This is a genomic window from Pseudomonas laurylsulfativorans (assembly GCF_002906155.1).
Classification (GTDB): Bacteria; Pseudomonadota; Gammaproteobacteria; order Pseudomonadales; family Pseudomonadaceae; genus Aquipseudomonas; species Aquipseudomonas laurylsulfativorans.
In genome coordinates, this window is record NZ_MUJK01000012.1 from 146,002 (window position 1) to 172,959 (window position 26,958).

Consider the following 26,958-nt stretch of genomic DNA (forward strand, 5'->3'; position numbering starts at 1 on the left):
CCGCCGCCATGAATAGAACTCTCTACACCGCGCTGTTTTATCTGGGGCTGCCATTGGTAGCGATTCGGCTTTGGCTGCGCGCGCGCAAGGCGCCGGCGTATGCCAGGCGCATCGGCGAGCGCTTTTCCTACGCAATGCCGGCGATGAAACCGGGCGGCATCTGGGTGCATGCGGTCTCGGTGGGCGAAAGCATTGCTGCCGCACCGATGATCCGCGCCTTGTTGGCGCGTTATCCGAATCTGCCGATCACCGTGACCTGCATGACGCCGACCGGTTCGGAACGCATCCTGGCACTGTTCGCCAATGAGCCGCGCATCCAGCACTGTTATCTGCCTTACGACCTGCCTTGCGCGGCACGGCGCTTCCTCGATCGGGTCCAGCCGAAACTGGCGGTGATCATGGAAACCGAACTGTGGCCCAACCATATCCATCAATGTGCCAAGCGCGGGATCCCCGTGGCGTTGGCCAATGCGCGACTGTCCGAGCGGTCGGCCAGGGGCTACGGCCGGTTCCGCAAGCTGACCCAGCCGATGCTGGCCGAGATGAGCCTGTTCGCGGTGCAGACCGAAGCCGAAGCCCAACGTTTCCGGAATCTCGGCGCACGGGCGGAAACCGTCGAAGTGACCGGTTCGATCAAGTTCGACCTGACCATCGACCCGCAACTGCTTGAGCGCGCCAACCAATTGCGCGGGCAATGGCAAGCGCTGGAGCGACCGGTGTGGATCGCCGCCAGTACCCATGACGGCGAGGACGAGGTGGTGCTGGCGGCCCATCGTCAGTTACTGGCCAGTCACCCCGATGCCTTGCTGATTCTGGTGCCGCGTCATCCGGAGCGCTTCAATTCGGTGTACGGGTTGTGCCAGCAACAAGGGTTTGCCACGGTCCGCCGTTCCAGCGGCGATGCGGTCAGTGCCAATACGTCGGTGCTGCTGGGCGACACCATGGGCGAGTTGCTGTTTCTCTACGCCCTGGCTGACAGTGCATTCGTCGGCGGTAGCCTGGTGCCCAATGGCGGGCATAACCTGCTGGAGCCGGCGGCCCTGGCGAAACCGGTGCTGAGCGGGCCGCATCTTTTCAACTTCCTCGAAATCGCCGCGCAGTTGCGCAGTGCCGGGGCGTTGCAGGAAGTGGAGGATGCCGAAGGGCTGGCGGTGGCGGTGCAGAGACTGTTCGAACTGCCCCGTGATGCGCAGCGCATGGCAGAGGCCGGGTTGAAAGTGATGCGCACCAATCAGGGGGCGTTGCAGCGGTTGCTGGATGGGTTGGGGCGGTTGATCGACCGCTAGACCACGCTGTATCCATTCGCGAGCAGGCTCGCTCCCATATTCGAAACACTGTGGGAGCGAGCCTGCTCGCGAAGCTTTTGCTTTTACTGATCAGGGCGCGCTTTTAACTGCTCCTCTGCCGCCTTGGCCAGGTCCGGTGGCAGGAAGTCCTTGTCCGGGTTGTAGTTCGGATTGAGCCAGCGTGCCAGGTTTTGCAGATCCCCCGGACTCAACGTGCCGGCCTGTTGCTTCAAGCGCAGGTTGTCGAGGATGTAGTCATAGCGGGTGTTGTTGTAGTCGCGCACCGAGCTGTAGAGCTGACGCTGCGCATCCAGCACGTCGACGATGTTTCGCGTACCCACCTGATAACCGATTTCAGTCGCTTCCACCGCGCTCTGGTTGGAGATGATCGATTGCTTGCGCGCCTGTACCTGCTCGACATCGGTGTTCACCGCGCGGTGCAGGTCGCGGGTGTTTTCCACGATGCTGCGGCGCAGGGATTCGCGTTGCTGCTCGGTCTGGTCCAGTTGTGCATACGACTGGCGCACTTGGGAGTTGATCAAGCCACCGCTGTAGATCGGGATGTTCAGTTGCAGGCCCACGGTCGTTTGCTCGACGTTGCCGCCGTACGCCTGGGGCAGGTTGTTCGGGTTGCTGAAGCCCAGGGCGTCGTTGTCACCCTTCTCGTACTTGGCGATCGCATCAACCGTTGGCAAGTGCCCGGACTTGCGTTGCTTGAGGGTTTGCTCGGCGGCGCTGACGGCATAGTTGCTGGCCAACAGATTGAGGTTCTGCCTGCCCGCCGTTTCGACCCAGGCCTTGGCGTCGTTCGGAACTGGCGGCAGGATCGGCAGGTTATGGCTGATGCCCCAGATCGAGTTGTACTGACGGTTGGTCAGGGTGATCAAAGCTTCAAAGGCGTCGTCCACCTGGCGCTGCGCAACGATGCGGTTGGCGCGTGCGGTGTCGTAGCTGGCTTGTGAGTTCAATACGTCCGTCTTGTCCGAAAGGCCGACATCGAAACGCTCGTTGGATTGATCGAGCTGGCGTTTGAACGCCGCTTCTTCGGCCTTGGTCGAGGCCAGGTTGTCCTGGCTGCGCAGCACGTTGAAATAGCTGTCAGCGGTTTGCAGGATCAGGTTCTGCTCGGTCGCCGAGAGCTGCAGGGCAGCCTGTTCGTTGACTTCCTTGGCGGCCTGGAACTGGAACCAGCGATCGGCGCGGAACAGTGGCTGCGCCAACGTGGCCTGGTAAGAGTGAGCATCACGGTTGTTCGTGCCCGAAGGTTGATCGAGCGACGTGCGCACCTCGGCAACATTGGCGCCGCCCGAGAGGTTCGGCAGCAACCCGGCGCGGGCCTGTGGCACAACTTCCTTCTGCGCGCCGTATTGGGCGATGGCAGCGGCCAGATCGGAGTTGTTGTTTACGGCTTCCTGATAAACGCTGACGAGGTCCGTCTTGTTCGATAAGGGCGCATCTGCTGCCCAGGCCATTCCGTTGGACGCACAAGACACGGCAAGGGCCAGTGAAAGTTTGCGCAGCATAGACGATCCCTAGAATTGATATTACACAGGTAATTTGAGCGCCAAGGCTAAGGCCCTGCTTTGACAGCGTCAATGCGCGGCTCAGCGTAGCGAGTGTAGTTGTGCATTCAGGTGGCAACAATCCTGATACTGCGTGTAATAACGCCATTCATCATGGTATTTGCAGTGGGGTTGGCGTTCTTTGCCAGTTGTGTCTAGACTGGCCGGGTTCTTGTCGGGGTGCCTTGCTATGAGGCTGAGATCGAATAATTTCGGATCCCGTTGAACCTGATCAGGTTAGCGCCTGCGTAGGGAACAAGATTTCTCGTCACCCGGCGAGTCCTCTTGTGCTTCGTCCGGGATGTTGTTCGACAATCGAACACCCCTCGAGCACTGAGCACAGCACAGCTGGTTTTCCCAGCGCCCGTGCGTCCATTCGTTTACAGGTTCGCTCCGACAAAAATCCACTGCCTGGATGCTGTCTGGAGAGCCCGTGATGACTACAAAAGCAAAAATCGCCACCAACCTGAGTGACTCGGCCAAGGTCGATCAGCAATCGGTTCAGCCGTTTACCCGCTCGCAAAAAATCTATGTTCAGGGCACTCGCCCGGACATCCTCGTGCCGATGCGCGAAATCAGCCTCGACGTGACGCCGACCGACTTCGGCGGCGAGATCAACGCGCCGGTGGTGGTGTACGACACCTCGGGCCCGTACACCGATCCCAATGTCATCATCGACGTGCGCAAAGGCCTGGCCGACGTGCGTTCGCCGTGGATTGAATCCCGTGGCGATACCGAGCGCCTGAGCGGCCTGAGCTCGAATTTTGGCCAGGAGCGCCTTGCCGATCCGGAGCTGACCAAGCTGCGCTTCGCTCACGTCAACAACCCGCGCCGCGCCAAGCCGGGTGCCAACGTCAGCCAGATGCACTACGCGCGCAAAGGCATCATTACCGCCGAGATGGAATACGTCGCCATCCGCGAAAACATGAAACTGGAAGTGGCCCGCGCCGCCGGCTTGCTGGACCAGCAACACGCCGGCCACAGCTTCGGCGCCAGCGTGCCGAAAATCATCACCCCTGAGTTTGTCCGTGACGAAATCGCCCGTGGCCGCGCGATCATTCCGGCCAACATCAACCACACCGAACTGGAACCGATGATCATCGGCCGTAACTTCTTGGTGAAGATCAACGGCAACATCGGCAACAGCGCCCTGGGTTCGTCCATCGAAGAAGAAGTGGCGAAACTGACCTGGGGCATTCGCTGGGGTTCGGACACGGTCATGGACCTGTCCACCGGCAAACACATTCACGAAACCCGCGAGTGGATCATCCGCAACTCGCCGGTGCCGATCGGTACCGTGCCGATCTACCAGGCCCTGGAAAAAGTCGGCGGCGTGGCCGAAGACCTGACTTGGGAGTTGTTCCGCGACACGCTGATCGAACAGGCCGAGCAGGGCGTCGATTACTTCACCATCCACGCCGGCGTGCTGTTGCGCTACGTGCCGATGACCGCCAAGCGCGTCACCGGCATTGTCTCCCGTGGTGGTTCGATCATGGCCAAGTGGTGCCTGGCGCACCACAAAGAGAACTTCCTCTACACCCATTTCGAAGACATCTGCGAAATCATGAAGGCCTACGACGTCAGCTTCTCGCTGGGCGATGGCCTGCGTCCGGGCTCGATTGCCGACGCCAACGACGAAGCACAGTTCGGCGAGCTGGAAACCCTCGGCGAGCTGACCAAGATTGCCTGGAAACACGACGTGCAGTGCATGATCGAAGGCCCGGGCCACGTGCCGATGCAGTTGATCAAGGAGAACATGGACAAGCAGCTGGAGTGCTGCGACGAGGCACCGTTCTATACCCTCGGCCCGCTGACCACCGACATCGCGCCGGGCTACGACCACATCACCTCCGGTATCGGTGCGGCGATGATTGGCTGGTTCGGTTGCGCCATGCTCTGCTACGTGACGCCGAAAGAGCACTTGGGCCTGCCGAACAAGGATGACGTGAAGACCGGCATCATCACCTACAAGATCGCCGCGCACGCCGCCGATCTGGCGAAGGGTCATCCGGGCGCACAGATCCGCGACAATGCCTTGAGCAAGGCGCGTTTCGAGTTCCGTTGGGAAGACCAGTTCAACCTGGGCCTGGATCCGGATACCGCGCGTTCGTATCACGACGAAACCCTGCCGAAGGATTCGGCCAAGGTCGCGCATTTCTGCTCGATGTGCGGGCCGAAATTCTGCTCGATGAAAATCACCCAGGAAGTCCGCGAGTACGCGGCCAACCAGCGGATCGAAGCGGTCGACGTGGATGTCGCCCAGGGCATGGCCGAACAGGCCGAGCGCTTCAAGCAGGAAGGCAGTCAGCTGTATCAGAAAGTTTGATCTGATAGATCGGCGGTGTACGCACCGCCGTCTTCGCGAGCAGGCTCGCTCCCACAGGGGATTTGTGAACGACGCAAACCCAATGTGGGAGCGAGCCTGCTCGCGAAGGCAATCAAGAAAACAACAAATGTCCCTCTGAGATAACACCCTTGAGCATTCAACCCAGCACTTACTCCCCCGATATCGCGGTGCCGACCGACAAACGTGTCTTCGGCGGCCGTGATCTGTTTTCCCTGTGGTTCTCCCTCGGCATCGGCCTGATGGTGTTGCAAACCGGTGCATTGCTCGCACCGGGCCTGGGCCTGTCCGGTTCGTTGCTGGCGATTTTTCTCGGCACCCTGGTCGGCGTTCTGCTGCTGGCGGCGGTCGGGGTGATTGGCAGTGACACCGGCCTGTCGTCGATGGCCGCACTCAAGCTCAGCCTCGGCACCAAAGGTGCGAGCCTGCCGGCGGTACTGAACCTGCTGCAATTGATCGGCTGGGGGTCGTTCGAAATCATCGTCATGCGCGATGCTGCCAGCCTGTTGGGCGCCAAAGCCGTCAGTGAAGGCAGCCTGATGTCCAATCCCGTACTCTGGACCCTGTTTTTCGGCGCCCTGGCGACCTTGCTGGCGGTCAGCGGTCCGCTGACTTTCGTGCGACAGATCCTGCGCAAATGGGGTATCTGGCTGCTGCTGGCCGCTTGCACCTGGCTGACCTGGAACCTGTTTGCCAAGGCCGATCTGGCTGCATTGTGGGCCCAGGCCGGTGACGGTTCGATGCCGTTTGCCGTGGGTTTCGACATCGCCATTGCCATGCCGCTGTCGTGGCTGCCGCTGATCGCCGACTACTCGCGCTTCGGCAAGCGGGCGAAAAACGTCTTCGGTGGCACCGCCATCGGTTTCTTTATCGGTAATTTCTGGCTGATGAGCCTGGGCGTGGCCTACACCCTGGCGTTTGCGCCGAGCGGGGAAGTCAATGCCTTGCTGCTGGCGCTGGCCGGTGCCGGCCTGGGGATTCCGCTGCTGCTGATTCTGCTGGATGAATCGGAAAACGCCTTTGCCGATATTCACTCGGCGGCGGTGTCCAGCGGGATTCTGTTGCGTGCCAAAGTCGAGCACCTGGCCCTGGCCATTGGCGTCATCTGCACGCTGATTGCCCTGCTGGCGCCCCTGGCCCAGTACCAGAACTTCCTGCTGCTGATCGGTTCGGTATTCGCGCCGTTGTTCGGCGTGGTGCTGGTGGACCACTTCATCCTGCGCAAACGTAGCGGCCAGGTGGCCTCGGCCGCGCTGCGCTGGCCGGCGCTACTCGCCTGGCTGGGCGGGGTCAGCACCTATCATTTGCTGGCCAATCTGTACCCGGATGTCGGCGCCACCCTGCCGGCGCTGGTCCTGGCAGGGCTGCTGCAGTTTGTGCTGGGCCGGGCCTTCAGTTACGGCCGGGAAACAGCTCGGGTTTGATGATGCCGTTCAGGCGAGGGTAGGGGATCTTCAGTTCGACATGGCCCAGCGCGTAAGGCGCGATGGTGCTGGTTTCGTACTTGAGGATCACCCCGCCGTAGGTCAGCGCCACGTTCTGGGTTTTCTGGAACGGCCAGCTCTTCACGAACTCCGCTTCCTGATCGAGCTTGGTGCTGATCAGCCAGCTGTTATGTGCGACTTGCGCCGCTTTCCAGAAAGCGTCTTCCTGGCCCGGCACCAGCATGTCCGACAGTGTCAGCACTTTGTGCTGCTGGCGCGAATAGTTGATGAAACCTCGGCCCGGCGTGCCATGGGCACCGCCGGTGTCCAGGTAGCTGGAGAGTTCGATGATCACCAAGCCGTCATGCTGTTCACGTACCTTCGCCTGCAGATAGCTGCTGTTGCGCGGGCCGGCGGTGCGCAAAAACTCTTCGCGATAGGCCGCCAGGGTCGGTGCCACTGGGGCTTCGGGCGAGGTGCGGGTCATTTGCAGCAGGCGTTTTTCGATGATGCCGTCCAATTGCGGTTCGGCCGGGAAGTGCAACGTGTCGATGTTGACCAGCGGGCAATCCGGGTTGCTGCAACCGGGTTTGAGCTGTTCAGAGGCGTCGCGGGTGGTTTCCAGCGGCGTCCGGTAGTTGGGCTGGAACAGGCTCGCGCAAGCGCCCAGGGTCAGGGCAATAGCGGCCACGGAGGCGATTTTGAAAAGCGACATGGGCGTCCTTTCTGAAACAGGGGAAGGCAAAAAGTTACCGGCTTCGACTCTCAACAAAGCAGTCAGTTCGCCACTAAGCTAATTAGAGTGGGTTTCGCCCTCACCGTCCATCCCGCTGACGGGAAAGGGGCTGCATCAAACGTCACGGGCGCGTTAGGATGGCGCGAAGTCGAGGTGGGAGCCTCGTTGAGGATTTGCAGTAACGAGGATAGTCATGACGGATTTTGCCAACGCCATTCCGACCGCCGTTGATATCGTGCGGCGCGAAAAGTGCTACGAGGGCTTCTACAAACTCGAACGCGTGCACTTGCGCCACGAATTGTTCGCCGGGGGCATGAGCCGTGAGATCAATCGAGAAGTGTTCGTTCGCCATGACGCGGTCTGCATGCTGCCTTACGACCCGCAGCGCGATGAAGTGGTGCTGATCGAGCAGTTTCGCGTCGGTGCCATGGGCAAGACCGACAACCCGTGGCTGATCGAACTGGTCGCTGGTCTGATCGACAAGGAAGAAGTGCCGGAAGCAGTTGCTCACCGCGAGGCGCAGGAGGAAGCTGGGCTGGAAATCGGGGCGCTCTGGCCGATGCTCAAATACTTTCCATCGCCGGGCGGCAGCAACGAATTCGTGCACCTGTACTTGGGGCGTTGCAACAGTACCGGGGTTGGCGGCCTGCATGGGCTGGAGGAAGAGGCAGAAGATATCCGCGTCACGGTCTGGGCTTTTGAAGATGCCCTGCAAGCCGTACGCGACGGGCGTATTGCCAACGCGGCGAGCATCATTGCCTTGCAATGGCTGGCTTTGAACCGCGTTGAAGTGAGGGGGTTATGGTCGTAAACAAGCTGCGCGATCGCTATCGGGTGGACCTGGTGGGGCTGCAAGCGTCTTGCGAGGCGAACTACGCGCGCCTGATGCGACTGCTGCCGGACATGCGCGGCGAGCCCGCCGCGCGGCGCATCGCCGTGACCCATGGCGACCAGATGCTCGGCGTGCTGGCGCTCGAAGTGCTGCTGACCTGTCCTTACACCACGACCCTGCAAGTGCGTCAGGAACACAGCCTGCCGTGGCTGCCGGTGCCGCAACTGGAAGTGCAGGTCTATCACGACGCGCGCATGGCCGAAGTGGTCAGCGCCGAGCATGCACGACGCTTTCGCGGCATCTATCCTTACCCGAACGCCTCGATGCACCAGCCGGACGAGAAGGCTCAACTGAACATGTTTCTGGGCGAATGGTTGAGCCATTGCCTGGCACTGGGGCATGAGTACGAAGTAGTACGTTAACTGTGAACCGCAGTTGTGAACTGCGTCAGGTTCACAGGTTTCCCCTTTCGATCATCCCCCAGCATAATTGGCGCACTTACCTATCCCCGTGATCACGCCCTGGGAGAACGCCTTGCCGAGCGTATCCACATTGACCACCGCCGATCCGGCGTTGCTGGTGCAACTCTCCGACAGTCATCTGTTTGCCGAAGCGGACGGCACGTTGCTGGGCATGAACACCCGCGACAGCCTGCAAAAGGTCATCGAACTGGTGCACGCACAACAGCCGCGGATCGATTTGATCCTGGCCACGGGTGATTTGTCCCAGGACGGGACGCTGGAGTCCTACCGGCAATTTCGCGACATGACGCGCCAGCTCGATGCGCCGGCGCGCTGGATTCCCGGCAATCACGACGAACCGCAGATCATGGCCGAGGCGGCGGTGCAGAGCGCCTTGCTCGAACCGGTGGTGGATATCGGCAACTGGCGGGTCACGTTGCTCGATTCGGCGGTGCCGGGTTCGGTGCCGGGGTATTTGCAGGACGAACAATTGCAGTTGCTCGCCCGCTCGTTGAGTGAAGCGCCGGAACGCCATCATCTGGTGTGTTTCCACCATCATCCGGTGTCGATTGGTTGTGCGTGGATGGAGCCTATCGGCCTGCGTAATCCCGAGGCGTTTTTTGAAGTGCTGGATCGTTTTCCACAGGTGCGTGCCGTGTTGTGGGGGCATGTGCATCAGGAAATCGATCAATTACGTAACGGCGTGCGTCTGATTGCATCGCCCTCGACCTGCATCCAGTTCGAACCGGGCAGCGAAGATTTCAAGGTCGGGGAGCAGGCGCCGGGCTATCGCTGGTTGCGACTGCTGCCCGACGGGCGGCTGGAAACCGGGGTGGAGCGGGTTACCGGGTTTGATTTCACGGTGGATTACGGTTCCAACGGTTACTGAAACACCCCCCCTTGTAGGCGCGAGCTTGCTCGCGATTAACCTGAGAGCGCCGCGGGGCGCCAGGTTTTCACCGTTATCGTTGACGACCATCGCGAGCAAGCTCGCTCCTACAGTAAACTCCGCCTCTTTAGCCGACGCGCAAGGGGCTCAAATGTCCGGTTCGATCCTTTATATCCACGGCTTCAACAGCTCGCCGTTGTCGAAGAAGGCCTGTCAGTTGATCGCGGTGATGGAGCGCCTGGGCCTGAGCGAACACTTGCGCGTTCCGGCATTGCACCATCACCCGCGCCAGGCAATCGCGCAGCTTGAGCAGGCGATTGCCGAGCTGGGGCGGCCATTGCTGGTCGGCAGCTCACTCGGCGGCTACTATGCCACTCACCTGGCCGAGCGCCATGGCTTGAACGCCCTGTTGATCAACCCTGCCGTCAGCCCGCACCGGATGTTCGATGGCTTTCTGGGGACGCAGAAAAACCTGTATACCGAAGAGACTTGGGAAATGACCCACGACCACGTGACGGCCCTGGCTGAACTGGAAGTGCCGGCTCCCCAGGAGCCGCAGCGTTATCAGGTATGGTTGCAGACAGCTGACGAAACGCTGGACTATCGCCTCGCCCAGCAGTATTACCGGGCATGCGCCTTGCGTATCCAGGCCGGCGGCGACCACAGCTTCCAGGGTTTTGCCTCGCGACTGCCGGCTATGTTGAGTTTTGCCGGCATTGGCGCCGATTTGTATCAGGCAATCGATTTCACCGCATTGTGAGCGATAGCCCCATGAATTCTTTTTTCACCGAACATTGACGACGAGAACCCATGGCCACTCCCAGCGCTAGCTCTTATAACGCAGACGCCATCGAAGTCCTCTCGGGCCTCGACCCGGTGCGCAAACGCCCCGGCATGTACACCGACACCAGTCGGCCGAACCACCTTGCCCAGGAAGTCATCGACAACAGCGTCGACGAAGCCTTGGCCGGGCATGCCAAGTCGGTGCAGGTCATCCTGCATGCCGACCATTCCCTGGAAGTCAGCGATGACGGCCGTGGCATGCCGGTGGACATTCACCCTGAAGAAGGCGTGTCGGGCGTCGAGTTGATCCTCACCAAGCTTCATGCGGGCGGCAAGTTTTCCAACAAGAACTACCAGTTCTCCGGCGGTCTGCACGGGGTGGGTATTTCGGTGGTCAACGCCTTGTCCACCGAAGTGCGGGTGCGGGTCAAGCGTGATGGCAACGAATACCAGATGACCTTCAAGGATGGCTACAAGGCCACCGAGCTGGAAATCGTCGGTACTGTCGGCAAGCGCAACACCGGCACCAGCGTATTCTTCGCGCCGGATCCGAAATACTTCGACTCCCCGAAATTCTCCATCAGCCGCCTCAAGCACGTGCTCAAGGCCAAGGCCGTATTGTGCCCTGGGTTGTTGGTCAGCTTTGAAGACAAGGCCACCGGCGAGAAAGTCGAATGGCATTACGAAGACGGCCTGCGTTCCTACCTGGTGGATGCGGTCAGCGAATTCGAGCGCCTGCCGGACGAGCCGTTCTGCGGCGCCTTCGCCGGTAATAAGGAAGCGGTCGACTGGGCGCTGCTGTGGCTGCCGGAAGGTGGCGACGCGGTGCAGGAAAGCTACGTCAACCTGATCCCGACTGCCCAGGGCGGTACTCACGTCAACGGTTTGCGTCAGGGCCTGCTCGACGCCATGCGCGAATTCTGCGAATTCCGCAGCCTGTTGCCACGCGGCGTGAAGCTGGCGCCGGAAGACGTCTGGGAACGCATTGCCTTCGTGTTGTCGATGAAGATGCAGGAGCCGCAATTCTCCGGCCAGACCAAAGAGCGTCTGTCGTCCCGTGAAGCGGCGGCGTTCGTCTCCGGTGTGGTCAAGGATGCATTCAGCCTGTGGCTCAACGCCAACCCGGAAACCGGCATGTTGCTGGCGGAACTGGCGATCAACAACGCCGGCCGTCGCCTCAAGGCCAGCAAGAAGGTCGAGCGTAAGCGCGTCACCCAAGGCCCGGCACTGCCGGGCAAACTGGCGGATTGCGCCGGGCAGGATCCGATGCGCTCCGAACTGTTCCTGGTGGAAGGTGATTCCGCCGGCGGTTCTGCCAAACAAGCGCGGGACAAAGAGTTCCAGGCGATCCTGCCGTTGCGCGGCAAGATCCTCAATACCTGGGAAGTCGACGGCAGCGAAGTGCTGGCCAGCCAGGAAGTGCACAACATTGCCGTGGCCATCGGTGTCGATCCGGGCGCGGCGGACATGAGCCAGCTGCGCTACGGCAAGATCTGCATCCTCGCCGACGCCGACTCCGACGGTCTGCACATCGCTACGTTGTTGTGCGCGTTGTTCGTCCAGCATTTCCGCGCGCTGGTGGATGCCGGTCACGTCTACGTGGCCATGCCGCCGCTGTATCGCATCGACCTGGGCAAGGAAATCTACTACGCCCTCGATGAAGCCGAGCGCGATGGCATCCTCGATCGCCTGGTGGCCGAGAAGAAGCGTGGCAAGCCGCAGGTCACGCGATTCAAGGGTCTGGGCGAAATGAACCCGCCGCAGCTGCGCGAGACCACCATGGACCCGAACACCCGGCGCCTGGTGCAACTGACGCTGGATGATTTCGAGGCTACCTCGGAAATGATGGACATGCTGCTGGCGAAGAAACGCGCCGGTGACCGCAAGACCTGGCTGGAGTCCAAGGGCAACCTGGCCGAGGTGTTGGGCTGATGCGTCTGGGCTTTGCCCTGGCTTGTGGGTTGCTGCTGACGTCGATGACGGTTTGCGCCGAGCCGGCGCCAGAGTTGCGCCTGTTGTCCGGGCATGTCGTCAACGGCATGCGCGGTGGCAACCTGTCCGGGCTGGCGCTGTGTGGCAAAGATCTGTGGGCGGTTTCCGACCGCGACGATGATCAGATCTATCGCCTCGATACCCGCGAACCAGCCTGGCAGGCCGAAACGGTGCACATTGATGTGCCTCCGGTGCCCGACAGCGGTTTGCCCTGGGGGCTGAAATCTAGCGTCTGGGGGGCTTCGTTCGTGCGTGGCGGCGATCTGGACTTCGAAGGCATCACCTGCGACAGCGCCGGCAATCGCTACATCGTCAGCGAAGGCCATGCTGCTGTCTTGCAGGTGCCACCAACGGGGCCCGCTGCCTGGTTGAAAATTTCGCCGATGCTGGTTCGCGAGGCACGGGCCAGAGGCCTGCTATTGCAATTCAATGCGTTGTTCGAAGGGGTGGCGGTCAATCCGGCGGGCGATCAGATGTGGTTCGCCGCCGAGCGTCAGGGCCGCGGACTGCTGATGATCAAGCGCAAGCAGACGTTGTGGGATTGCGACGGTGGCTGCGTGCTGCTGAGCGAGGCGGGCATGGAGATGCAGCCAGAGCAGTTCCCTCATGCAAGAGCCGTTTCGCGGGATTTTTCCGATTTGTCCCTGTTCAACGGCAAGCTCTTCACCCTTGAACGTAACGCCTACCAGATCTGTCGCCGGGATCCACAGACGGCCAAGGTCGAGCGCTGCTGGTCGTACGCCGCCGAGTTGTTGCAGGAAAACCGTCGTTATCCACAGAATTACGGGCTGGAAGAAGCATTGATCGTAGATGCCGATGGCGCCTGGATCGGTGTCGACAATAATTTCGGCGCGCGCGCGGATGGCGAGCTGCGTCCGGTGGTCTGGCGTTTTGCCGCGCCGAAAGGTGGCTGGAGTGCCAAGTCGTGAGCAAACAAACCCCGGGTCAGCGCATCGGGCGGGTGCTCATGGTGCTGGCCTGGTGTGCCGCGTTGTTCCTGGCCACGCGGTTTTTCGGCCAGTGGGAAGCACGACAGCAAAACCCGAATGTGGTGGTCAGTTCGGAGCAAGGCGCAGGTTTCATTGAAGTGAAGCTGGTCAGCAACGTGCAGGGGCATTTCGTCGCCAGCGGCCAGATCAACGGCCAGCCGGTGGACTTCATGCTCGACACCGGGGCAACCGATGTGTCGATCCCGGCGGACGTGGCCAAGCGCTTGAAGCTCGAAGAAGGTTTCGGCGTAACCCTGAGCACGGCCAATGGCCTGAGCCAGGGCTATCGCACCCGTATCGAACGCCTGCAACTGGGCGACATCGTGTTGCACGACGTACGTGCACTGGTGGCCCCGGGGCTGCATGGCGATCAGGTGTTGCTCGGCATGAGCGCACTGAACAAACTTGAATTTACCCAGCGCGGTGGCACCATGCTGCTGCGCCAGACAACGAACCGATGAGGCCCGCATGAGCGACTCCCTTGATCTCAGCCTGGACGGTGTAGAACGCCGGTCACTGGTTGACTTCACCGAAAATGCCTACCTCAACTACTCCATGTACGTGATCATGGACCGTGCCTTGCCGCATATCGGCGACGGTCTGAAGCCGGTACAGCGGCGTATCGTCTACGCCATGAGCGAGCTGGGGCTGGACGCCGATTCCAAGCACAAGAAATCGGCGCGTACCGTCGGTGACGTGCTCGGTAAATTCCACCCCCACGGCGACTCGGCCTGCTACGAAGCCATGGTGCTGATGGCCCAGCCGTTCAGCTATCGCTACACGCTGGTCGACGGCCAGGGTAACTGGGGTGCGCCGGATGATCCCAAGTCCTTCGCCGCCATGCGTTACACCGAAGCGCGCTTGTCGCGTTATTCCGAAGTGCTGCTCAGCGAGCTGGGCCAGGGCACGGCGGACTGGGGGCCGAACTTCGACGGCACACTGGACGAGCCGCTGGTCTTGCCAGCCCGTCTGCCGAACATTCTGCTCAACGGCACCACCGGTATCGCCGTGGGCATGGCCACCGACGTTCCGCCGCACAACCTGCGCGAAGTCGCCACCGCCTGCGTGCGCTTGCTCGACGAGCCCAAGGCCACGGTCGAACAGCTCTGTGAACACATCCAGGGCCCGGACTACCCGACCGAAGCGGAAATCATCACGCCGCGCGCCGACCTGCTGAAAATCTACGAAACCGGCCGCGGTTCGGTGCGCATGCGCGCCGTGTATCACATCGAAGACGGCGACATCATCGTCACCGCGCTGCCGCACCAGGTTTCGGGCGCCAAGGTGCTGGAACAGATCGCCGCGATGATGCAGGCCAAGCCGTCCAAGGCGCCGCAAATTGCCGACCTGCGTGACGAATCCGACCACGAAAACCCGTGCCGGATCGTGATCATTCCGGGTGCCCGGAAAAATTTCGACCACGATGCGCTGATGCAGCACCTGTTCGCCAGCACCGAGCTGGAATCGAGCTACCGGGTCAACATCAACATCATCGGCCTGGACGGCAAGCCGCAGCTGAAAAACCTGCGGGCGCTGCTGGTCGAATGGCTGGAGTTCCGGGTGCAGACCGTGCGTCGTCGCCTGCAATTCCGCCTCGACAAGGTCGAGCGTCGCCTGCACCTGTTGGACGGTTTGTTGATCGCCTACCTCAACCTGGATGAAGTGATTCACATCATCCGTACCGAGGAATACCCGAAAGCCGCGCTGATCGAGCGCTTCGCCCTCAGCGAAATCCAGGCCGACTACATCCTCGACACCCGTCTGCGTCAGTTGGCGCGACTGGAAGAGATGAAACTGCGAGCTGAGCAGGATGAGCTGCTCAAAGAGCAAGCCAAGCTGCAAGCCTTGCTGAGCAGCGAAGCCAAATTGAAAAAGCTGGTGCGCAGCGAGCTGATCAAGGACGCGGAAACCTACGGTGATGACCGTCGTTCGCCAATCGTCGAGCGCGCCGAGGCCAAGGCCCTGACCGAGCACGATCTGCTGCCGAACGAAAAAGTGACGGTCGTGCTGTCGGAAAAAGGCTGGATTCGCTCCGCCAAAGGCCACGAGATCGATGCCACCGGTCTCTCCTACAAGGCCGGGGACGGTTTCAAGGCGCTGGCAGCCGGGCGCTCCAACCAGTTTGCCGTGTTTATCGACTCCACTGGCCGTAGTTATTCGGTGGCCGCCCACACCTTGCCGTCGGCCCGTGGCCAGGGCGAACCGTTGACCGGTCGCCTGACGCCGCCACCGGGGGCGAGTTTCGAATGCGTGCTGATGCCCGAAGACGATGCGCTGTACGTGATCGCCTCCGACGCCGGCTACGGTTTCGTGGTCAAGGGTGAAGACCTGCAGGCCAAGAACAAGGCGGGCAAGGCTCTGTTGAGCCTGCCGAACAACGCCAAGGTCATGCTGCCGCGCCCTGTGGCCGATCGTGAGCAGAACTGGCTGGCGTCGGTGACGACCGAAGGTCGCCTGCTGATATTCAAGATCAGCGACCTGCCACAATTAGGTAAGGGCAAAGGCAACAAGATCATCGGGATTCCCGGTGAGCGAGTGGCCAGTCGCGAAGAGTATGTGACGGACATCGCCGTATTGCCGGACGGTGCAACACTGGTGTTGCAGGCCGGGAAACGTACCTTGTCACTGAAAGCGGACGACCTCGAACACTACAAGGGTGAACGTGGCCGTCGGGGCAACAAATTGCCGCGTGGCTTCCAGAGGGTCGATGCGCTGCTCGTCGAAAACTCGATCAATTGACCGAAGAGCGTGAGTTAGAGGTGCCGATCTACGATTTAACCCGTAGTTCGGCGCTTTGCGCTGGAGTCGGAACGCATATTCACGGATGATATGGCCTTTCAAGCGCCGGCATTGCCGCGCGTTCTTCATATTTATTGAGTATTTTCACTGTGATCAGCCTTTTAACGATCACCTGGATGGGACGATGACTGCTCTGCGCCTTCCTTTTATTCTTATGCTCGCTGGCGTTCTTGGCCTGGCGGGTTGCAGCGTTCACCAGCCGGTGTCGCTGTATCAGCTTGACGCTGGAAGTCCGGTTCAACCTGCACAGAATGCGGGCATGGCGGTATTGTTGGGGCCGGTCACCGTGGCCGACTACCTGCAACGCGAAACCCTGTTGCAGCGTCAGCCGGACGGCAGCTTGCAAGCCTCGACCGACGGTCGTTGGGCCGGTAGCCTTTCGTCGGATATCGATCAACTGCTGCTGCGTCAGGTCGCAGGTCGCCTGGACAGCCAGCGCGTAGTGTTGGCCCCGGCGACAGTGGGTTTCACCCCGGACGTTCAGGTGCTGCTGACTATCACGCGCCTGGATTCGGGGGAAAAACAACCGGCGATCCTCGATGCGCAATGGCGCTTGATAGACCGTCGCGGGCAGGTCCGCGACAACCGCATCATCCATCTGCAGGAACAGCATGCCGGTACTACGGCGGCTCAGGTCCAGGCTCAGGGTGTGTTGCTGCAACGTCTGGCCGAGCAACTGTCGGTTGCGCTGAAGCCGCTGGCCAATCAGCCGCCGATCGCCGAAGTCCCGCGCAAGCCGGCAGCCAAGGCGGCAGCACCTGCGGTAGAACAGGAAAAACAGCCGAAGATCCCGATGGCCGCGCCTATTCGTACGGATATGGAAGTGTTCCGCTTCTAAGCCTGGATGGATTTCAAACAAAGCCCGCCTTGTGTGGGCTTTGTTGTTTCTGCGGCTGGGAGATATTCAGGGCCTGTTCTGGCCTCTTCGCTGCCAGCCAGCTCCTACAGGTTTTGCGTTGTTCACAAAATCGCGGGTCCACACCGATCCACTGTAGGAGCTGGCTTGCCAGCGAAGGCGTCCGTGCAGGCAACAAAAAAGCCCGCAGGCGATCACTCATCTGCGGGCTTCTTCACATCGGGGTCAAGGCTTAAGCGCGACGCTCATGCATCCGCGCCAGTTGCCGTTCCAGCATCGACGGATACGGCTCCATCAACCGCTCCACGCAGCAAGCGCCCTCAGGGCTGGCGATAGGGCGGATACGCGCGCGTTGGCGAATCAACGCGTCGTCACTGATCTTGCGCTCTACCAGCAGCAGGTTGCGGCTGTGTTGCGACAAGGCCAGGGCGTCCTGGGCGGAGTCGGTCAGCAGCAGGTCGATCTGGCTCAGGCCGAACAGTTCGTCGCCCAGAGTCAAGCCCAGCTGCAATTGCAGGGTGATGCCGCTGTCCGCGACTTCGATCTGCAACTGGTGCCCCAGGGCCCGCAGCAATTCGCCACAGCAAATGGCGTTGGTCAGGTAATCGTCGCCGCAGTCTTCGGTGTGGAACAGCATCAACGTGCTGCCATCGTTCAAGGTCTCCACTTCGCCTTGATACAGCGACGCGGCCTGGTCGAGGCAGTCGCCATAGCGTTCGAGCAGTTCTTCCAAGCGTGCCCGTGGCAGGCGTCGCAGTTGCTCCTGGGAACCCAGTTGCACCGCCAGCACTGCACTGTGTTGCGGCACGCTCGGCGTGGCCTGGCGAACGACCGGTTGCGGGTTGCTGACCAGGGACTCGTCGCGCAGGTCGGCGAACGGGTCTTCGTCATCGTCGTCTTCGACGGTGCTGACGATCTGTCGAGGCGCTGGCTTGAGCGCTGCTACCGGGCGGCTCTCGTCGAAGCTCGGGTCGCGCAGGTTGCGGACTTCGAAGGCCGGATCGGCCTCGTCATCGACGTCGTCGAATTCCGGTTCCGGTTCAGGCACCGGAGCCGGTTCCGGGGCGAAGTTGGCGTGCAGTTGACGCGCCAGGTCGCCGATTTCGTCCTGGCGGTCGGTAGCCGGGGTGTATTCATCGATATTGCGCAGCCACACCCGCAATTGCAGCAGCGGCGTCGAGAGATAGCGCCCCATGCGCAGGCTCAAAGCCAGGGACAGGGCCAGCAGGATGGCGCTCAGGATGCCCATGCTTTGCAGGCTGATGGTCATCGGCTGTTGGAACTGGTCCATGTCCAGGCTGATGCGCAATTGCCCGGCCGTCACGTCCTGGAAGGTGATCTTGCTCTGGTACATACCCTCGGCTTCACCCAACAGGCCATGTTTGGGGCGCTGGCCGGATTCGGCGAGGATGCGGTTGTCCGGGCTGTAGATGGCGGCGTGGGCCACCAGCTTGTTCTTGGTCAGGTTATTGAGCAGCACATTGAGGCTGAGGATGTCGTTGGACACCAACAGCTCGGTGGCCGAGGTGGCCGTCTGCGTGGTCAGGCTTTCGCCCAGCGCATCCGCCTGCTCGTGCATGGCCTGCTTGAACTGCAAGCCCATTACACCGGCATAGATGACCAGGGCCAGGGCGACCAGGATCACGTTATGGCTGGCAATGCGCAATGCAATCGGTACACGGCGGTGGCGCAGTGCCCGGAAGATCAGCAGGAAGAAGTTATCGGTTTTTACTGGCGTGGGCCGGTTCACTTGAGCTCGGCTCTTTTGTCCGTGAAGTTGACGCGCAGTATAGCGACAGGCCCTAGACCGTCAAAGCGCTCACGGTGCCCGATGGTCACTGAAAGTGGGTAGAATGCGGTTTTTTTCCACCTGCGGGGGTGCGCCTTGCGCGAAATCGTCCTGATAAACATCACGGGAGTCGACCGTCCGGGTCTGACTGCGGCCATTACCGGCGTTCTGGCCCAGGGTGGTGTGAACATTCTCGACATCGGTCAGGCGGTGATCCACGACACCTTGTCGTTCGGCATCCTGGTTGAAATTCCCGACACCGAGCAAGGCAAGTCCGTGCTCAAGGACATCCTGTTCAAGGGCTATGAGCTCGATCAACAGGTGCGTTTCACGCCGGTGTCCGAACAGGATTACCAGCAGTGGGTCGGCAACCAGGGCAAAAAACGCCACATCGTGACCCTGTTGACCCGCAAGGTGACAGCCGGGCAGTTGCAGGCCGTGAGTTCGATCACCGCCAAATATGGCCTCAACATCGACCACATCGATCGTCTGTCCGGGCGCATGCCGCTGGATACGCCGGCCGACAAGGGCAAGGGTTGCATCGAGTTCTCCGTGCGTGGCGAGGCGGCTGATCCGCAGGCACTGCGGGCCGAATTCCTCAGCGTCGCCCAGGAATTGAACGTCGACATCGCCTTCCAGGAAGATTCGCTGTTCCGTCGCAACCGTCGTCTGGCGGTATTCGACATGGATTCAACGCTGATCGAAGCTGAAGTGATCGACGAACTGGCCAAGGCGGCCGGCGTGGGTGACAAGGTCTCGGAAATCACCGAGCGGGCCATGGCCGGTGAGTTGGACTTCCGCGCCAGTTTCAAAGAGCGTTTGGCCTTGCTCAAAGGCCTGGACGTTAATGTGCTGGACTCCATCGGCGCGTCGCTGCGCTTGACCGAAGGTGCCGAAACCCTGTTCGCCGAACTCAAGCGCCTGGGCTACAAGACCGCGATTCTGTCGGGTGGCTTCACCTACTTTGCCAAGCAATTGCAGGCCAAGCTGGGTATCGACTACGTGTTTGCCAACGAACTGGAAGTGGTCGACGGCAAAGTTACCGGCGTGGCGGTTGAGCCGATTGTCGATGCGCAGCGAAAGGCTGATTTGCTGAAGGAGCTGGCACACAAGGAAGGCTTGCGCCTGGAGCAGACCATTGCCGTCGGCGATGGCGCCAATGACTTGCCGATGCTGGCGATTGCCGGGTTGGGCGTGGCATTCCGCGCCAAGCCGCTGGTGAAACAGTCGGCCAAGCAAGCGATTTCCACCCTGGGGCTGGATGGCGTGCTGTATCTGCTGGGCTTCCGCGATCGCGACGGGCAGCTGTAGCGCCGCAAAACTACTGTAGGAGCGAGCCCGCTCGCGATGGTCGTCAACGAAGACGCGGGCTTTCTGAATGCCCGCGTCGCTCTATGGTTCATCGCGAGCGGGCTCGCTCCTACAGTGGCGGTCTTTATCAGGCTTTTGGTGAGCCCATGCCTTGACCCATCTGCACTGCCGTACCGGCAGTCATCTCTTCAGCCCACTTCACCTGATCCGGCCCGAACAGCACGACAGCGGTCGAACCCAGCTTGAAGCGACCCAGTTCCGCACCTTTTTCCAGGTGGATCGGCGCACGTGCGGCTTCGTCGTAACGGAAGGTTTTCAGCTCGCGCTTCGGCGGGGTCACCAGGCCGGCCCAGACAGTTTCAATCGAGGCCACGATCATCGCGCCCACCAGTACCACGGCCATCGGCCCGCGCTCGGTGTCGAAAATGCACGCCACGCGCTCGTTGCGGGCGAACAGTTCCGGAACGTTTTCAGCAGTGGTCTGGTTGACGGAGAACAGACGACCCGGAATGTAGACCATCTCGCGCAGGGTGCCGGCCAGTGGCATGTGCACGCGGTGGTAGTCCTTCGGCGACAGGTAGATGGTCGCGAAGTCGCCACCCATGAACGGCGCAGCGTTTGCCGCATCGCCGCCCAACAACTCCAGCACGCTGAAACTGTGCCCCTTGGCCTGGAACACGCGGCCGTGTTCGATCGGGCCGAGTTGGCTGATCGCGCCGTCGGCCGGGCTGAGGATCGCGCCCGGGGTCTCGTCCAGCGGACGGGCACCGTCTTTCAGCGCTCGGGTGAAGAACGCGTTGAAGTGCTCGTAGGCGGTCAGGTCTTCGACCAGCGCCTGGGACATGTCCACCTGATAACGCTTGGCGAACCAGGCGGTAAAGGCGTTCTTGAACCAGCGCACGCGGCATTCGGCGATGCAGCCGGCCAGTCGCGAGAGCAAATTGTGGGGCAGCAGGTACTGGCTGAGGATAAATAGACGCTTGTTCATTAACTGTCCTTAAAAACCTTAGATCTCTACGGGCGTGTCGGGATGGTTACCCCATTCGCCCCAGGAGCCGGCGTAGCCTTTGACCCGCGGATAACCGAGAGACTTGGCCACCAGATAGGTGAAGCCAGAACGATGGTGGGTCTGGCAGTGGGTAATTACTTCTTTGTCTTTGCTGATCCCGAGTTGTTCGAGGATCTGCGGCATGTCGGTGCGGATGCGCAGCTGGCGTGCCTGGTCCATGCCGGCGGTCCATTCGAAATTGACCGCGCCGGGGATGTGCCCGCCTTTTGCTGCCAGGACTTTCTCGCCGGAGTACTCCAGCGGTCCGCGTGCATCCCAGATCGCTAGGTCGGCGGCGCCGAGACGGCTTTGCAGGTATTCGCGGGTGGCGGTCGGTTCATCATGCAAGGTCAGTGAAACCGGGCCGCCCACGGATGGCGGGATCTGGATCGACATGGGCAAGCCTTCTGCCAGCCAGGCCGGCAGGCCGCCGTCGATATAGTGGTATTTGCTGTGGCCGATGACATCCAGAAGCCAGATGAAGCGTCCGGCCCAACCTCCGCCTTCGTCGTCATACACCACGTAGACCGCATCGGGGGTGTGTCCCAGCTCGCCAAACAGCGTTTCGAGTGCTGCCTGCGGGGGCATCAGTCCCGGGGCGGGGGGCTGGCCGAGTTGCGTGCGCTTCGGATCGACAAAACGCGCGCCGGGAATGTGCCCTTCGGTGTAGCGGGCGGCGCTGGTCAAGTCCACCAGAATCAGTTCGCGGGCGTCGAGGCGAGGGAGCAAGTCGCTCGGCTCGATCACCAGCGGCAAGCCAGAGAAGTCAGACATGTGAGGTCTCCAGAGCACAAAAGAGGGCGATTGTAGCGCAGCTTATTGGCCTCGGTGGCTAAAGCTGTGCAGGGCTTTTTCGATGCATTGCGCGGTTTTGCCGAAGGCCTGAACGGAAATTTCCGAAAACGGCCCGCCGCCCTGATCCGCCACGACGATCATGATCACCCGGCCGTTGTTGATCAGCGAGCGCAGCAGCAAGTGTTCGCCGCTGAACTGCGAGCGCAGGCTGTTGGGCAGCAGGGCCGAGAATTGCGCGTTGTTGGCAGGCGTCAGGCGCACCTGAGCCTGTTGCGCGAGTAGCCGTTGCAACACGTTGCTCTGGCTGACCACGAAGTTTAGCCCGGCCGCTTCCTTCGACAATCCGGCCGTCTGGTGCACGCGCAGGTTGGCGTGGGTGCGGTCGGCCATCAGGATCATCACGCGACGCATGCCGCAGGCCACGAGGGCGTCACGGGCAGCGATGGTCAAGTGCATGGCGTTGGTGAAACGGCTCGGCTCGACCAGCAGCTCGGCACATTGCTTGCGCCATTTCGCCAGATCTTCGGCGGTCGGTGCCGCGGCGGGCAGCAGTCCGGCGTGGATACGGTTCGTACCCCACGGCCAGATCAGCGATTCGGCCGGGTGCCAGAGGTCGGGCATGGCGTGATGGCGCGCGCTGTTGGCGGCTTGCTGGTGCAGTTGTTGTTGCACGTCGTCCATCGGCATTTGCAGGTAAAGGCTGGTCAGGTACTGCCAGCGTTCACTGTGCGGACTGTCCCAGGCGTGTTGTGCCGACAGCGCCAGACCGTTGGCCAGCAGCACCGTATTGGCCGGTTGATTGAGCCAGCGGCGCAGGGTCGGATCGTCATCGAGGCGGTTCTGCTGGCGCAGCGGGTGCTCACTATCACGGGCGATGCGCAGGACTTTCACCAGCTCACGCTGCTCGGTGAGCAACAGGCGATAACCCTGCTGCACCCAGATCGGCAAGCGCCAGATCTCCACCAGCGCCTGGCCGATGTCCAGCAGGCGTACGCCAAACAATTGCTTTTCGACTTTACGTGCCGACTCACCTTTATGGATGACCCGCAGCTCCCACTCTTCGAGCAATTTTGGATGGGTCAGCGCCAAAGGCCACAAGGGCGAAAGAAACAGCAGGCTGCCCCAATGGATGTCCTGCCACAGGCGCGCCAGGCGACTGGCAAAAAAACCATTGGCCTGTTGCGTGGCGTGCTGGCTGATCATTTGCAGCTGACGCAGGGCTTTGGGTATTTCGGACTGGGGTTCGGCGGGCAGGCGCGCGAGCAATTCTTCTGTGCGCTTGAGGCCGAGGCGATTGATCGCGATCTCGAGGTTTTCCGCGGGCTCGGTCATGCCGCCATGGGTGTGCCGGTTGGCTTCGCGAATCACGCTCAAGGCCAGGGCGGGGCTGCCTTGCATGAGGTCGGCGATATCGCGCAGCGAGCTGCGATTGTTGCGGATGGCCTTGCAGACACGGTCATGGCTGGCTAACGGAACGGGAAGGCGTACGCCATCGAGCAGCTTGACCCAGCCTTCGAGCGTCGTCGGTTTTGGTGTTGGAGCGTTCGTTTCGTTAACCATGGTGGGAGGCGATCATTGTCAACATTACCTGTGCCCGTATTGGGTCAAATTAGCTTTTCGCCTGAACTGGCTATAGTCTGGCGCAGTTTTGCCGATAAGTAGAAGAAGAGATTTTTTAACTTCCGAATATGACCTTGAACCCGACTCAGTAAGTGTTCTCCTAACCTATGGCTAAAATTATCGGCATCATCGTCGTATTCGCGAGCGTGCTCGGCGGATACGTGCTTTCTCACGGCAAGATTGCCGCCCTGATCCAGCCTTTCGAGGTCATGATTATCGGCGGTGCTGCCCTCGGCGCATTCTTGCAGGCCAACCCCGGCTACATGACGATGCACGTGCTCAAGAAGTCCCTGAGCATGTTCAGTTCGCGTTTCAACCACGGCTTCTACCTTGAAGTGCTGGGCCTGATCTACGAGATTCTCAACAAGAGCCGCCGCGAAGGCATGATGGCCATCGAAGGCGACATTGAAGATGCCGCCGCGAGCCCGATCTTCGCCAAGTACCCGACGGTCCTCAAGGACGAGCGCATGACCGCGTTCATCTGCGATTACCTGCGCATCATGTCTTCCGGCAATATGGCCCCGCACGAGCTGGAAGGCCTGTTCGACATGGAATTGTTCAGCCTCAAGGAAGACCTGGAGCATCCGTCACACGCGGTGAACGGCATCGCCGACGCCATGCCCGGTTTCGGTATCGTCGCGGCGGTACTGGGTATCGTGGTGACCATGGCTTCGCTGGGTGAGGGCGACCAGAAGTCCATCGGCCTGCACGTGGGTGCGGCGCTGGTCGGTACCTTCTTCGGTATTCTCGCCGCCTACGGCTTCTTTGGCCCGCTGGCCCATTCCCTGGCCCACGATGCCAAGGAAGAGCTGAACGTCTACGAAGCCATCAAGGCCTCCCTGGTGGCTTCGGCTTCCGGCATGCCGCCATCGCTGGCTGTGGAGTTCGGGCGCAAGGTGCTGTACCCGGCGCACCGTCCAAGCTTCTCTGAGCTGGAACAAGCGGTTCGCGGTCGTTAAGTTATGGAAAATAACCAGCCGATAATCATCAAGCGCGTCAAGCGCTACGCCGGCGGGCATCACGGGGGCGCATGGAAAATCGCCTTCGCCGACTTCGCCACGGCGATGATGGCGTTCTTCCTGGTGTTGTGGCTGCTGTCCACCGCCACGCCGGAACAGAAGATCGCCATCGCCGGTTACTTCAAGGACCCGATCGGCTTTTCCGAAAGCGGCACGCCGTACATCATCGATCTGGGCGGTACGCCGACCATGGCGCCGGAAAACACCCTCAACCCCGAGGTCAAGTTCCAGCCGCAGCCGGACAAGGTTACCGTCGATACCGATCAGGTCGAAGGCATGGCCGAGCAGGTCGAAAAGGAACGCCTCGAACTGTTGCTGCAAGAACTGCAGAGCAAGGTTGACGAGAACCCGCAACTGCAGAAATTCAAGGACCAGATCCTGTTCGAAATCACCCCGGATGGCCTGCGTATCCAGATCATGGATGCGGAAAACCGCCCGATGTTCGACTCGGGTTCGGCCCGTCTGAAACCGTATTTCGAAGACATCCTGCTGGCCATGGCCGACACCATCAAGGCGGTGCCGAACAAGATCAGCATCAGCGGCCACACCGATGCCAAGCCGTACACCGGCACCGGTGATTTCGGTAACTGGGAACTTTCGGCCAACCGTGCCAACGCCGCGCGTCGTGCGCTGGTGGCGGGCAGCTATCCGGATGCGCAGGTGGCACGCGTGGTCGGTTATGCCTCGTCGGCCCTGTTCGATCGCGAGCATCCGTTCAATCCGGTGAACCGTCGTATCGACATCGTCGTACTGACCAAGAAAGCACAGCGTGCAATCGAAGGTTCGCAAGGCGCGGAGCCTGCTCCTGATGCGCCGCAAGGTTCGGCTGCTCCGGGAGCCGCACCGGCTGCTACACCGATCGACCCGAACGCGTTGCCGGCGGACAAGGAACCGCTGCCGGCCCACGAGCTTCGTGAACGTCTGAACCTGTTCGACGACCCGGCACCGAAACCAGGTGAGCCAGCCAAACCGGGTGAACCGCCCAAGCCGTGACCGACAAAAAGCCGACAGCGATGTCGGCTTTTTTGTGCGGCTTTCACTGGTTTGGGTATGTCTCCTAATGAAATGGCTACCCCCCCGCTGCCCCCTGTGATCGCCCACTAAGCTTTCACAGAGGGCTCATCGGAGATCATTGCCATGAACAACGTAGCTATTGCCGCCATCGACCTCGGAAAACATTCCTTTCATCTTCATGCTCAAGATGATCGCGGCCACGAGGTTCACCGCAGAAAGTTTACGCGCGCAGCACTCACCCAATATCTGGCGAAACTGGAACCCTGCACCGTCGTGATGGAAGCCTGTGGCGGCGCCCATTTCATGGCGCAGGAAGTCGCCAAGCTGGGGCATACGCCCAAGCTTATTGCGCCACATCTGGTACGCCCTTACGTGAAGAGCAACAAAAACGACTTCGCTGATGCCGAAGCGATCTGCGAGGCGGCGACCCGGCCCACAATGCGCTTCGTGCACCCCAAAACCCAGGCTCAGCAGGCGCTGGCGATGCTCAATTCGGTTCGTGAGTCGTTCATCAAAGACCGTACCGCCACCGTCAATCGGATTCACGCAGCCCTGCTGGAGGTGGGTATCAGCCTGGCTCCCGGCTTCAAATCCATCAAAGAGCTTCCAGCATTGCTTGAGATGAGTTCATTTTCCGGCTCCATCAAAAAAATTCTGATGGGGTTGCATGAGCACTTCAACTATCTGGATGGGAAGGTCAAAGCGCTGGACAAGGAGGTGGAATGCCAAGCAGCTGAAGATGATCTGGCGGCTCGTTTGATGACCATGCCGTGTGTCGGCCCGATCACCTCCAGCGCCTTGGCTGCCGAGTTGGGCGATGGCAAACAGTTCAAATGCGGCCGAGGCTATGCGGCGTCGATCGGGCTGGTACCCAAACAGCACGGTACGGGCGACAAAACCGTGTTGCTCGGCATCAGTAAACGCGGCGATCGAAATCAGAGGCGCCTGCTCATCCAGTGCGCCCGTGTGTACTTGATACAACTGGAACGACAGAAAGGCGCCTTGGCGGACTGGGTCCGCCAACTATTAGCTTCCCGCCATCACTCCAATCTCGTGGTCTGCGCACTGGCCAACAAGCTGGCAAGAATCGCCTGGGCGATAGCCGCACACCACACTGAATTCGATGCGGGGCCAGCCGCGATGAACGCCTGACCCCGCTGTCACCCGAGCACCACCCACCTGGTTTTGCGATGCTGGATAACTGATGACGTGAACGGCCAACCGGCCTGACGACAACCCTGGGCTCCTACACGGCTGTAAGGCCGTTCAACTAATTAGGGTCGTTGGGCATCGATTCTCATCGAGGCGCGGGGCGACACCCCCACTCAGACGCCGGATAGATGAAAGCAAGCCAAACACGCATCAAATACAGTATTGCAGAAAAGGGGGTAACCATAGATGTAGGAGCC

At 60.8% G+C, this 26,958-nt stretch carries 22 protein-coding genes, 1 pseudogene and 1 riboswitch; of the genes and pseudogenes, 16 read left to right on the forward strand and 7 right to left on the reverse strand.

Features of this window, described 5'->3' with window-relative positions; genetic code table 11:
- The first annotated feature begins 8 nt into the window (after window positions 1–8).
- Window positions 9–1,286, forward strand: a complete 1,278-nt coding sequence (gene waaA / locus B0D71_RS26545; RefSeq protein WP_103397354.1) for a lipid IV(A) 3-deoxy-D-manno-octulosonic acid transferase — start codon at window positions 9–11, stop codon at window positions 1,284–1,286.
- An 83-nt stretch (window positions 1,287–1,369) separates the two neighbouring features.
- On the opposite strand, the gene B0D71_RS26550 is transcribed toward waaA, so the two are convergent.
- A complete protein-coding gene (locus B0D71_RS26550) occupies window positions 1,370–2,809 on the reverse strand; it encodes a TolC family outer membrane protein (protein WP_103397355.1) in 1,440 nt (479 codons plus the stop codon).
- 205 nt (window positions 2,810–3,014) lie between these two features.
- A riboswitch (TPP riboswitch) is annotated at window positions 3,015–3,120 on the forward strand.
- Window positions 3,121–3,284: 164 nt separating this feature from the next.
- On the opposite strand from B0D71_RS26550, the gene thiC reads away from it, so the two are divergent.
- Together thiC and cytX are read left to right on the forward strand one after the other, a co-directional pair.
- Complete coding sequence (thiC, locus tag B0D71_RS26555; RefSeq protein WP_103397356.1) at window positions 3,285–5,174, forward strand: phosphomethylpyrimidine synthase ThiC; 1,890 nt, start codon at window positions 3,285–3,287, stop codon at window positions 5,172–5,174.
- Window positions 5,175–5,323: 149 nt separating this feature from the next.
- Window positions 5,324–6,616 (forward strand): putative hydroxymethylpyrimidine transporter CytX, encoded by a 1,293-nt coding sequence (cytX, locus tag B0D71_RS26560; RefSeq protein ID WP_103397357.1) that lies wholly within the window; start codon window positions 5,324–5,326, stop codon window positions 6,614–6,616.
- On the opposite strand, the gene B0D71_RS26565 is transcribed toward cytX, so the two are convergent.
- A complete protein-coding gene (locus tag B0D71_RS26565; protein WP_103397358.1) occupies window positions 6,585–7,331 on the reverse strand; it encodes an RsiV family protein in 747 nt (248 codons plus the stop codon). The two genes, cytX and B0D71_RS26565, sit on opposite strands and share 32 nt — an antisense overlap.
- 214 nt (window positions 7,332–7,545) lie before the next feature.
- On the opposite strand from B0D71_RS26565, the gene B0D71_RS26570 reads away from it, so the two are divergent.
- The 3 genes from B0D71_RS26570 to cpdA all read left to right on the forward strand — a co-directional run bounded on the left by B0D71_RS26570 (window position 7,546) and on the right by cpdA (window position 9,534).
- The gene (locus tag B0D71_RS26570) at window positions 7,546–8,163 is read left to right on the forward strand and encodes an NUDIX domain-containing protein (RefSeq protein ID WP_103397359.1); all 618 of its coding nucleotides are present in this window, start codon (window positions 7,546–7,548) and stop codon (window positions 8,161–8,163) included.
- Window positions 8,154–8,606, forward strand: a complete 453-nt coding sequence (locus B0D71_RS26575; protein ID WP_103397360.1) for a DUF1249 domain-containing protein — start codon at window positions 8,154–8,156, stop codon at window positions 8,604–8,606. The genes B0D71_RS26570 and B0D71_RS26575 overlap by 10 nt, the downstream gene beginning before the upstream one ends.
- A 112-nt stretch (window positions 8,607–8,718) precedes the next feature.
- Window positions 8,719–9,534: a 3',5'-cyclic-AMP phosphodiesterase gene (gene cpdA, locus B0D71_RS26580; RefSeq protein ID WP_103397377.1), complete on the forward strand. Its 816-nt coding sequence runs from the start codon at window positions 8,719–8,721 to the stop codon at window positions 9,532–9,534.
- A 12-nt stretch (window positions 9,535–9,546) separates the two neighbouring features.
- Here cpdA and B0D71_RS31940 read toward each other — a convergent pair.
- Window positions 9,547–9,624, reverse strand: a pseudogene (locus B0D71_RS31940) (outer membrane lipoprotein carrier protein LolA); the annotation flags it as partial.
- A 61-nt stretch (window positions 9,625–9,685) separates the two neighbouring features.
- On the opposite strand from B0D71_RS31940, the gene B0D71_RS26585 reads away from it, so the two are divergent.
- From B0D71_RS26585 to B0D71_RS26610, 6 genes are all read left to right on the forward strand, one after another.
- Window positions 9,686–10,294: a YqiA/YcfP family alpha/beta fold hydrolase gene (locus tag B0D71_RS26585; RefSeq protein WP_103397361.1), complete on the forward strand. Its 609-nt coding sequence runs from the start codon at window positions 9,686–9,688 to the stop codon at window positions 10,292–10,294.
- A gap of 50 nt (window positions 10,295–10,344) precedes the next feature.
- On the forward strand, window positions 10,345–12,249 hold the full coding sequence (gene parE / locus B0D71_RS26590; RefSeq protein ID WP_103397362.1) for a DNA topoisomerase IV subunit B: 1,905 nt from the start codon (window positions 10,345–10,347) through the stop codon (window positions 12,247–12,249).
- Window positions 12,249–13,238: an esterase-like activity of phytase family protein gene (locus B0D71_RS26595; RefSeq protein WP_103397363.1), complete on the forward strand. Its 990-nt coding sequence runs from the start codon at window positions 12,249–12,251 to the stop codon at window positions 13,236–13,238. The genes parE and B0D71_RS26595 overlap by 1 nt, the downstream gene beginning before the upstream one ends.
- Complete coding sequence (locus B0D71_RS26600; RefSeq protein WP_103397364.1) at window positions 13,235–13,759, forward strand: retropepsin-like aspartic protease family protein; 525 nt, start codon at window positions 13,235–13,237, stop codon at window positions 13,757–13,759. Before B0D71_RS26595 ends, B0D71_RS26600 begins: the two co-directional genes overlap by 4 nt.
- Before the next feature lie 7 nt (window positions 13,760–13,766).
- Window positions 13,767–16,037 carry a DNA topoisomerase IV subunit A gene (gene parC, locus B0D71_RS26605; RefSeq protein WP_103397365.1) on the forward strand — a complete coding sequence of 757 codons (2,271 nt, stop codon included), beginning with the start codon at window positions 13,767–13,769 and terminating at the stop codon, window positions 16,035–16,037.
- A gap of 184 nt (window positions 16,038–16,221) precedes the next feature.
- Window positions 16,222–16,935 carry a PqiC family protein gene (locus tag B0D71_RS26610; protein ID WP_103397366.1) on the forward strand — a complete coding sequence of 238 codons (714 nt, stop codon included), beginning with the start codon at window positions 16,222–16,224 and terminating at the stop codon, window positions 16,933–16,935.
- A 250-nt stretch (window positions 16,936–17,185) separates the two neighbouring features.
- On the opposite strand, the gene B0D71_RS26615 is transcribed toward B0D71_RS26610, so the two are convergent.
- The gene (locus B0D71_RS26615; RefSeq protein WP_103397367.1) at window positions 17,186–18,703 is read right to left on the reverse strand and encodes an AhpA/YtjB family protein; all 1,518 of its coding nucleotides are present in this window, start codon (window positions 18,701–18,703) and stop codon (window positions 17,186–17,188) included.
- A 135-nt stretch (window positions 18,704–18,838) separates the two neighbouring features.
- On the opposite strand from B0D71_RS26615, the gene serB reads away from it, so the two are divergent.
- Entirely contained in the window at window positions 18,839–20,053 is a 1,215-nt protein-coding gene (gene serB, locus B0D71_RS26620; protein ID WP_057395688.1) for a phosphoserine phosphatase SerB, read from the forward strand.
- A gap of 127 nt (window positions 20,054–20,180) precedes the next feature.
- Here serB and asd read toward each other — a convergent pair whose 3' ends face one another.
- From asd to B0D71_RS26635, 3 genes are read right to left on the reverse strand one after another with little or no spacing between them, the layout of a single operon-like run.
- Entirely contained in the window at window positions 20,181–21,041 is an 861-nt protein-coding gene (gene asd, locus B0D71_RS26625; protein WP_103397368.1) for an archaetidylserine decarboxylase, read from the reverse strand.
- A gap of 18 nt (window positions 21,042–21,059) precedes the next feature.
- Window positions 21,060–21,875: a rhodanese-like domain-containing protein gene (locus B0D71_RS26630; RefSeq protein WP_103397369.1), complete on the reverse strand. Its 816-nt coding sequence runs from the start codon at window positions 21,873–21,875 to the stop codon at window positions 21,060–21,062.
- A gap of 42 nt (window positions 21,876–21,917) precedes the next feature.
- On the reverse strand, window positions 21,918–23,456 hold the full coding sequence (locus B0D71_RS26635; protein ID WP_103397370.1) for an HDOD domain-containing protein: 1,539 nt from the start codon (window positions 23,454–23,456) through the stop codon (window positions 21,918–21,920).
- Window positions 23,457–23,623: 167 nt separating this feature from the next.
- Here B0D71_RS26635 and motA point away from each other — a divergent pair, with 167 nt between their 5' ends.
- The 3 genes from motA to B0D71_RS26650 all read left to right on the forward strand — a co-directional run bounded on the left by motA (window position 23,624) and on the right by B0D71_RS26650 (window position 26,701).
- The gene (gene motA / locus B0D71_RS26640; RefSeq protein ID WP_103397371.1) at window positions 23,624–24,475 is read left to right on the forward strand and encodes a flagellar motor stator protein MotA; all 852 of its coding nucleotides are present in this window, start codon (window positions 23,624–23,626) and stop codon (window positions 24,473–24,475) included.
- Window positions 24,476–24,478: 3 nt separating this feature from the next.
- Window positions 24,479–25,528 (forward strand): flagellar motor protein MotB, encoded by a 1,050-nt coding sequence (gene motB, locus B0D71_RS26645; RefSeq protein WP_103397372.1) that lies wholly within the window; start codon window positions 24,479–24,481, stop codon window positions 25,526–25,528.
- A 144-nt stretch (window positions 25,529–25,672) separates the two neighbouring features.
- Window positions 25,673–26,701 (forward strand): IS110 family RNA-guided transposase, encoded by a 1,029-nt coding sequence (locus tag B0D71_RS26650; RefSeq protein ID WP_103392895.1) that lies wholly within the window; start codon window positions 25,673–25,675, stop codon window positions 26,699–26,701.
- Window positions 26,702–26,958: the final 257 nt, after the last annotated feature.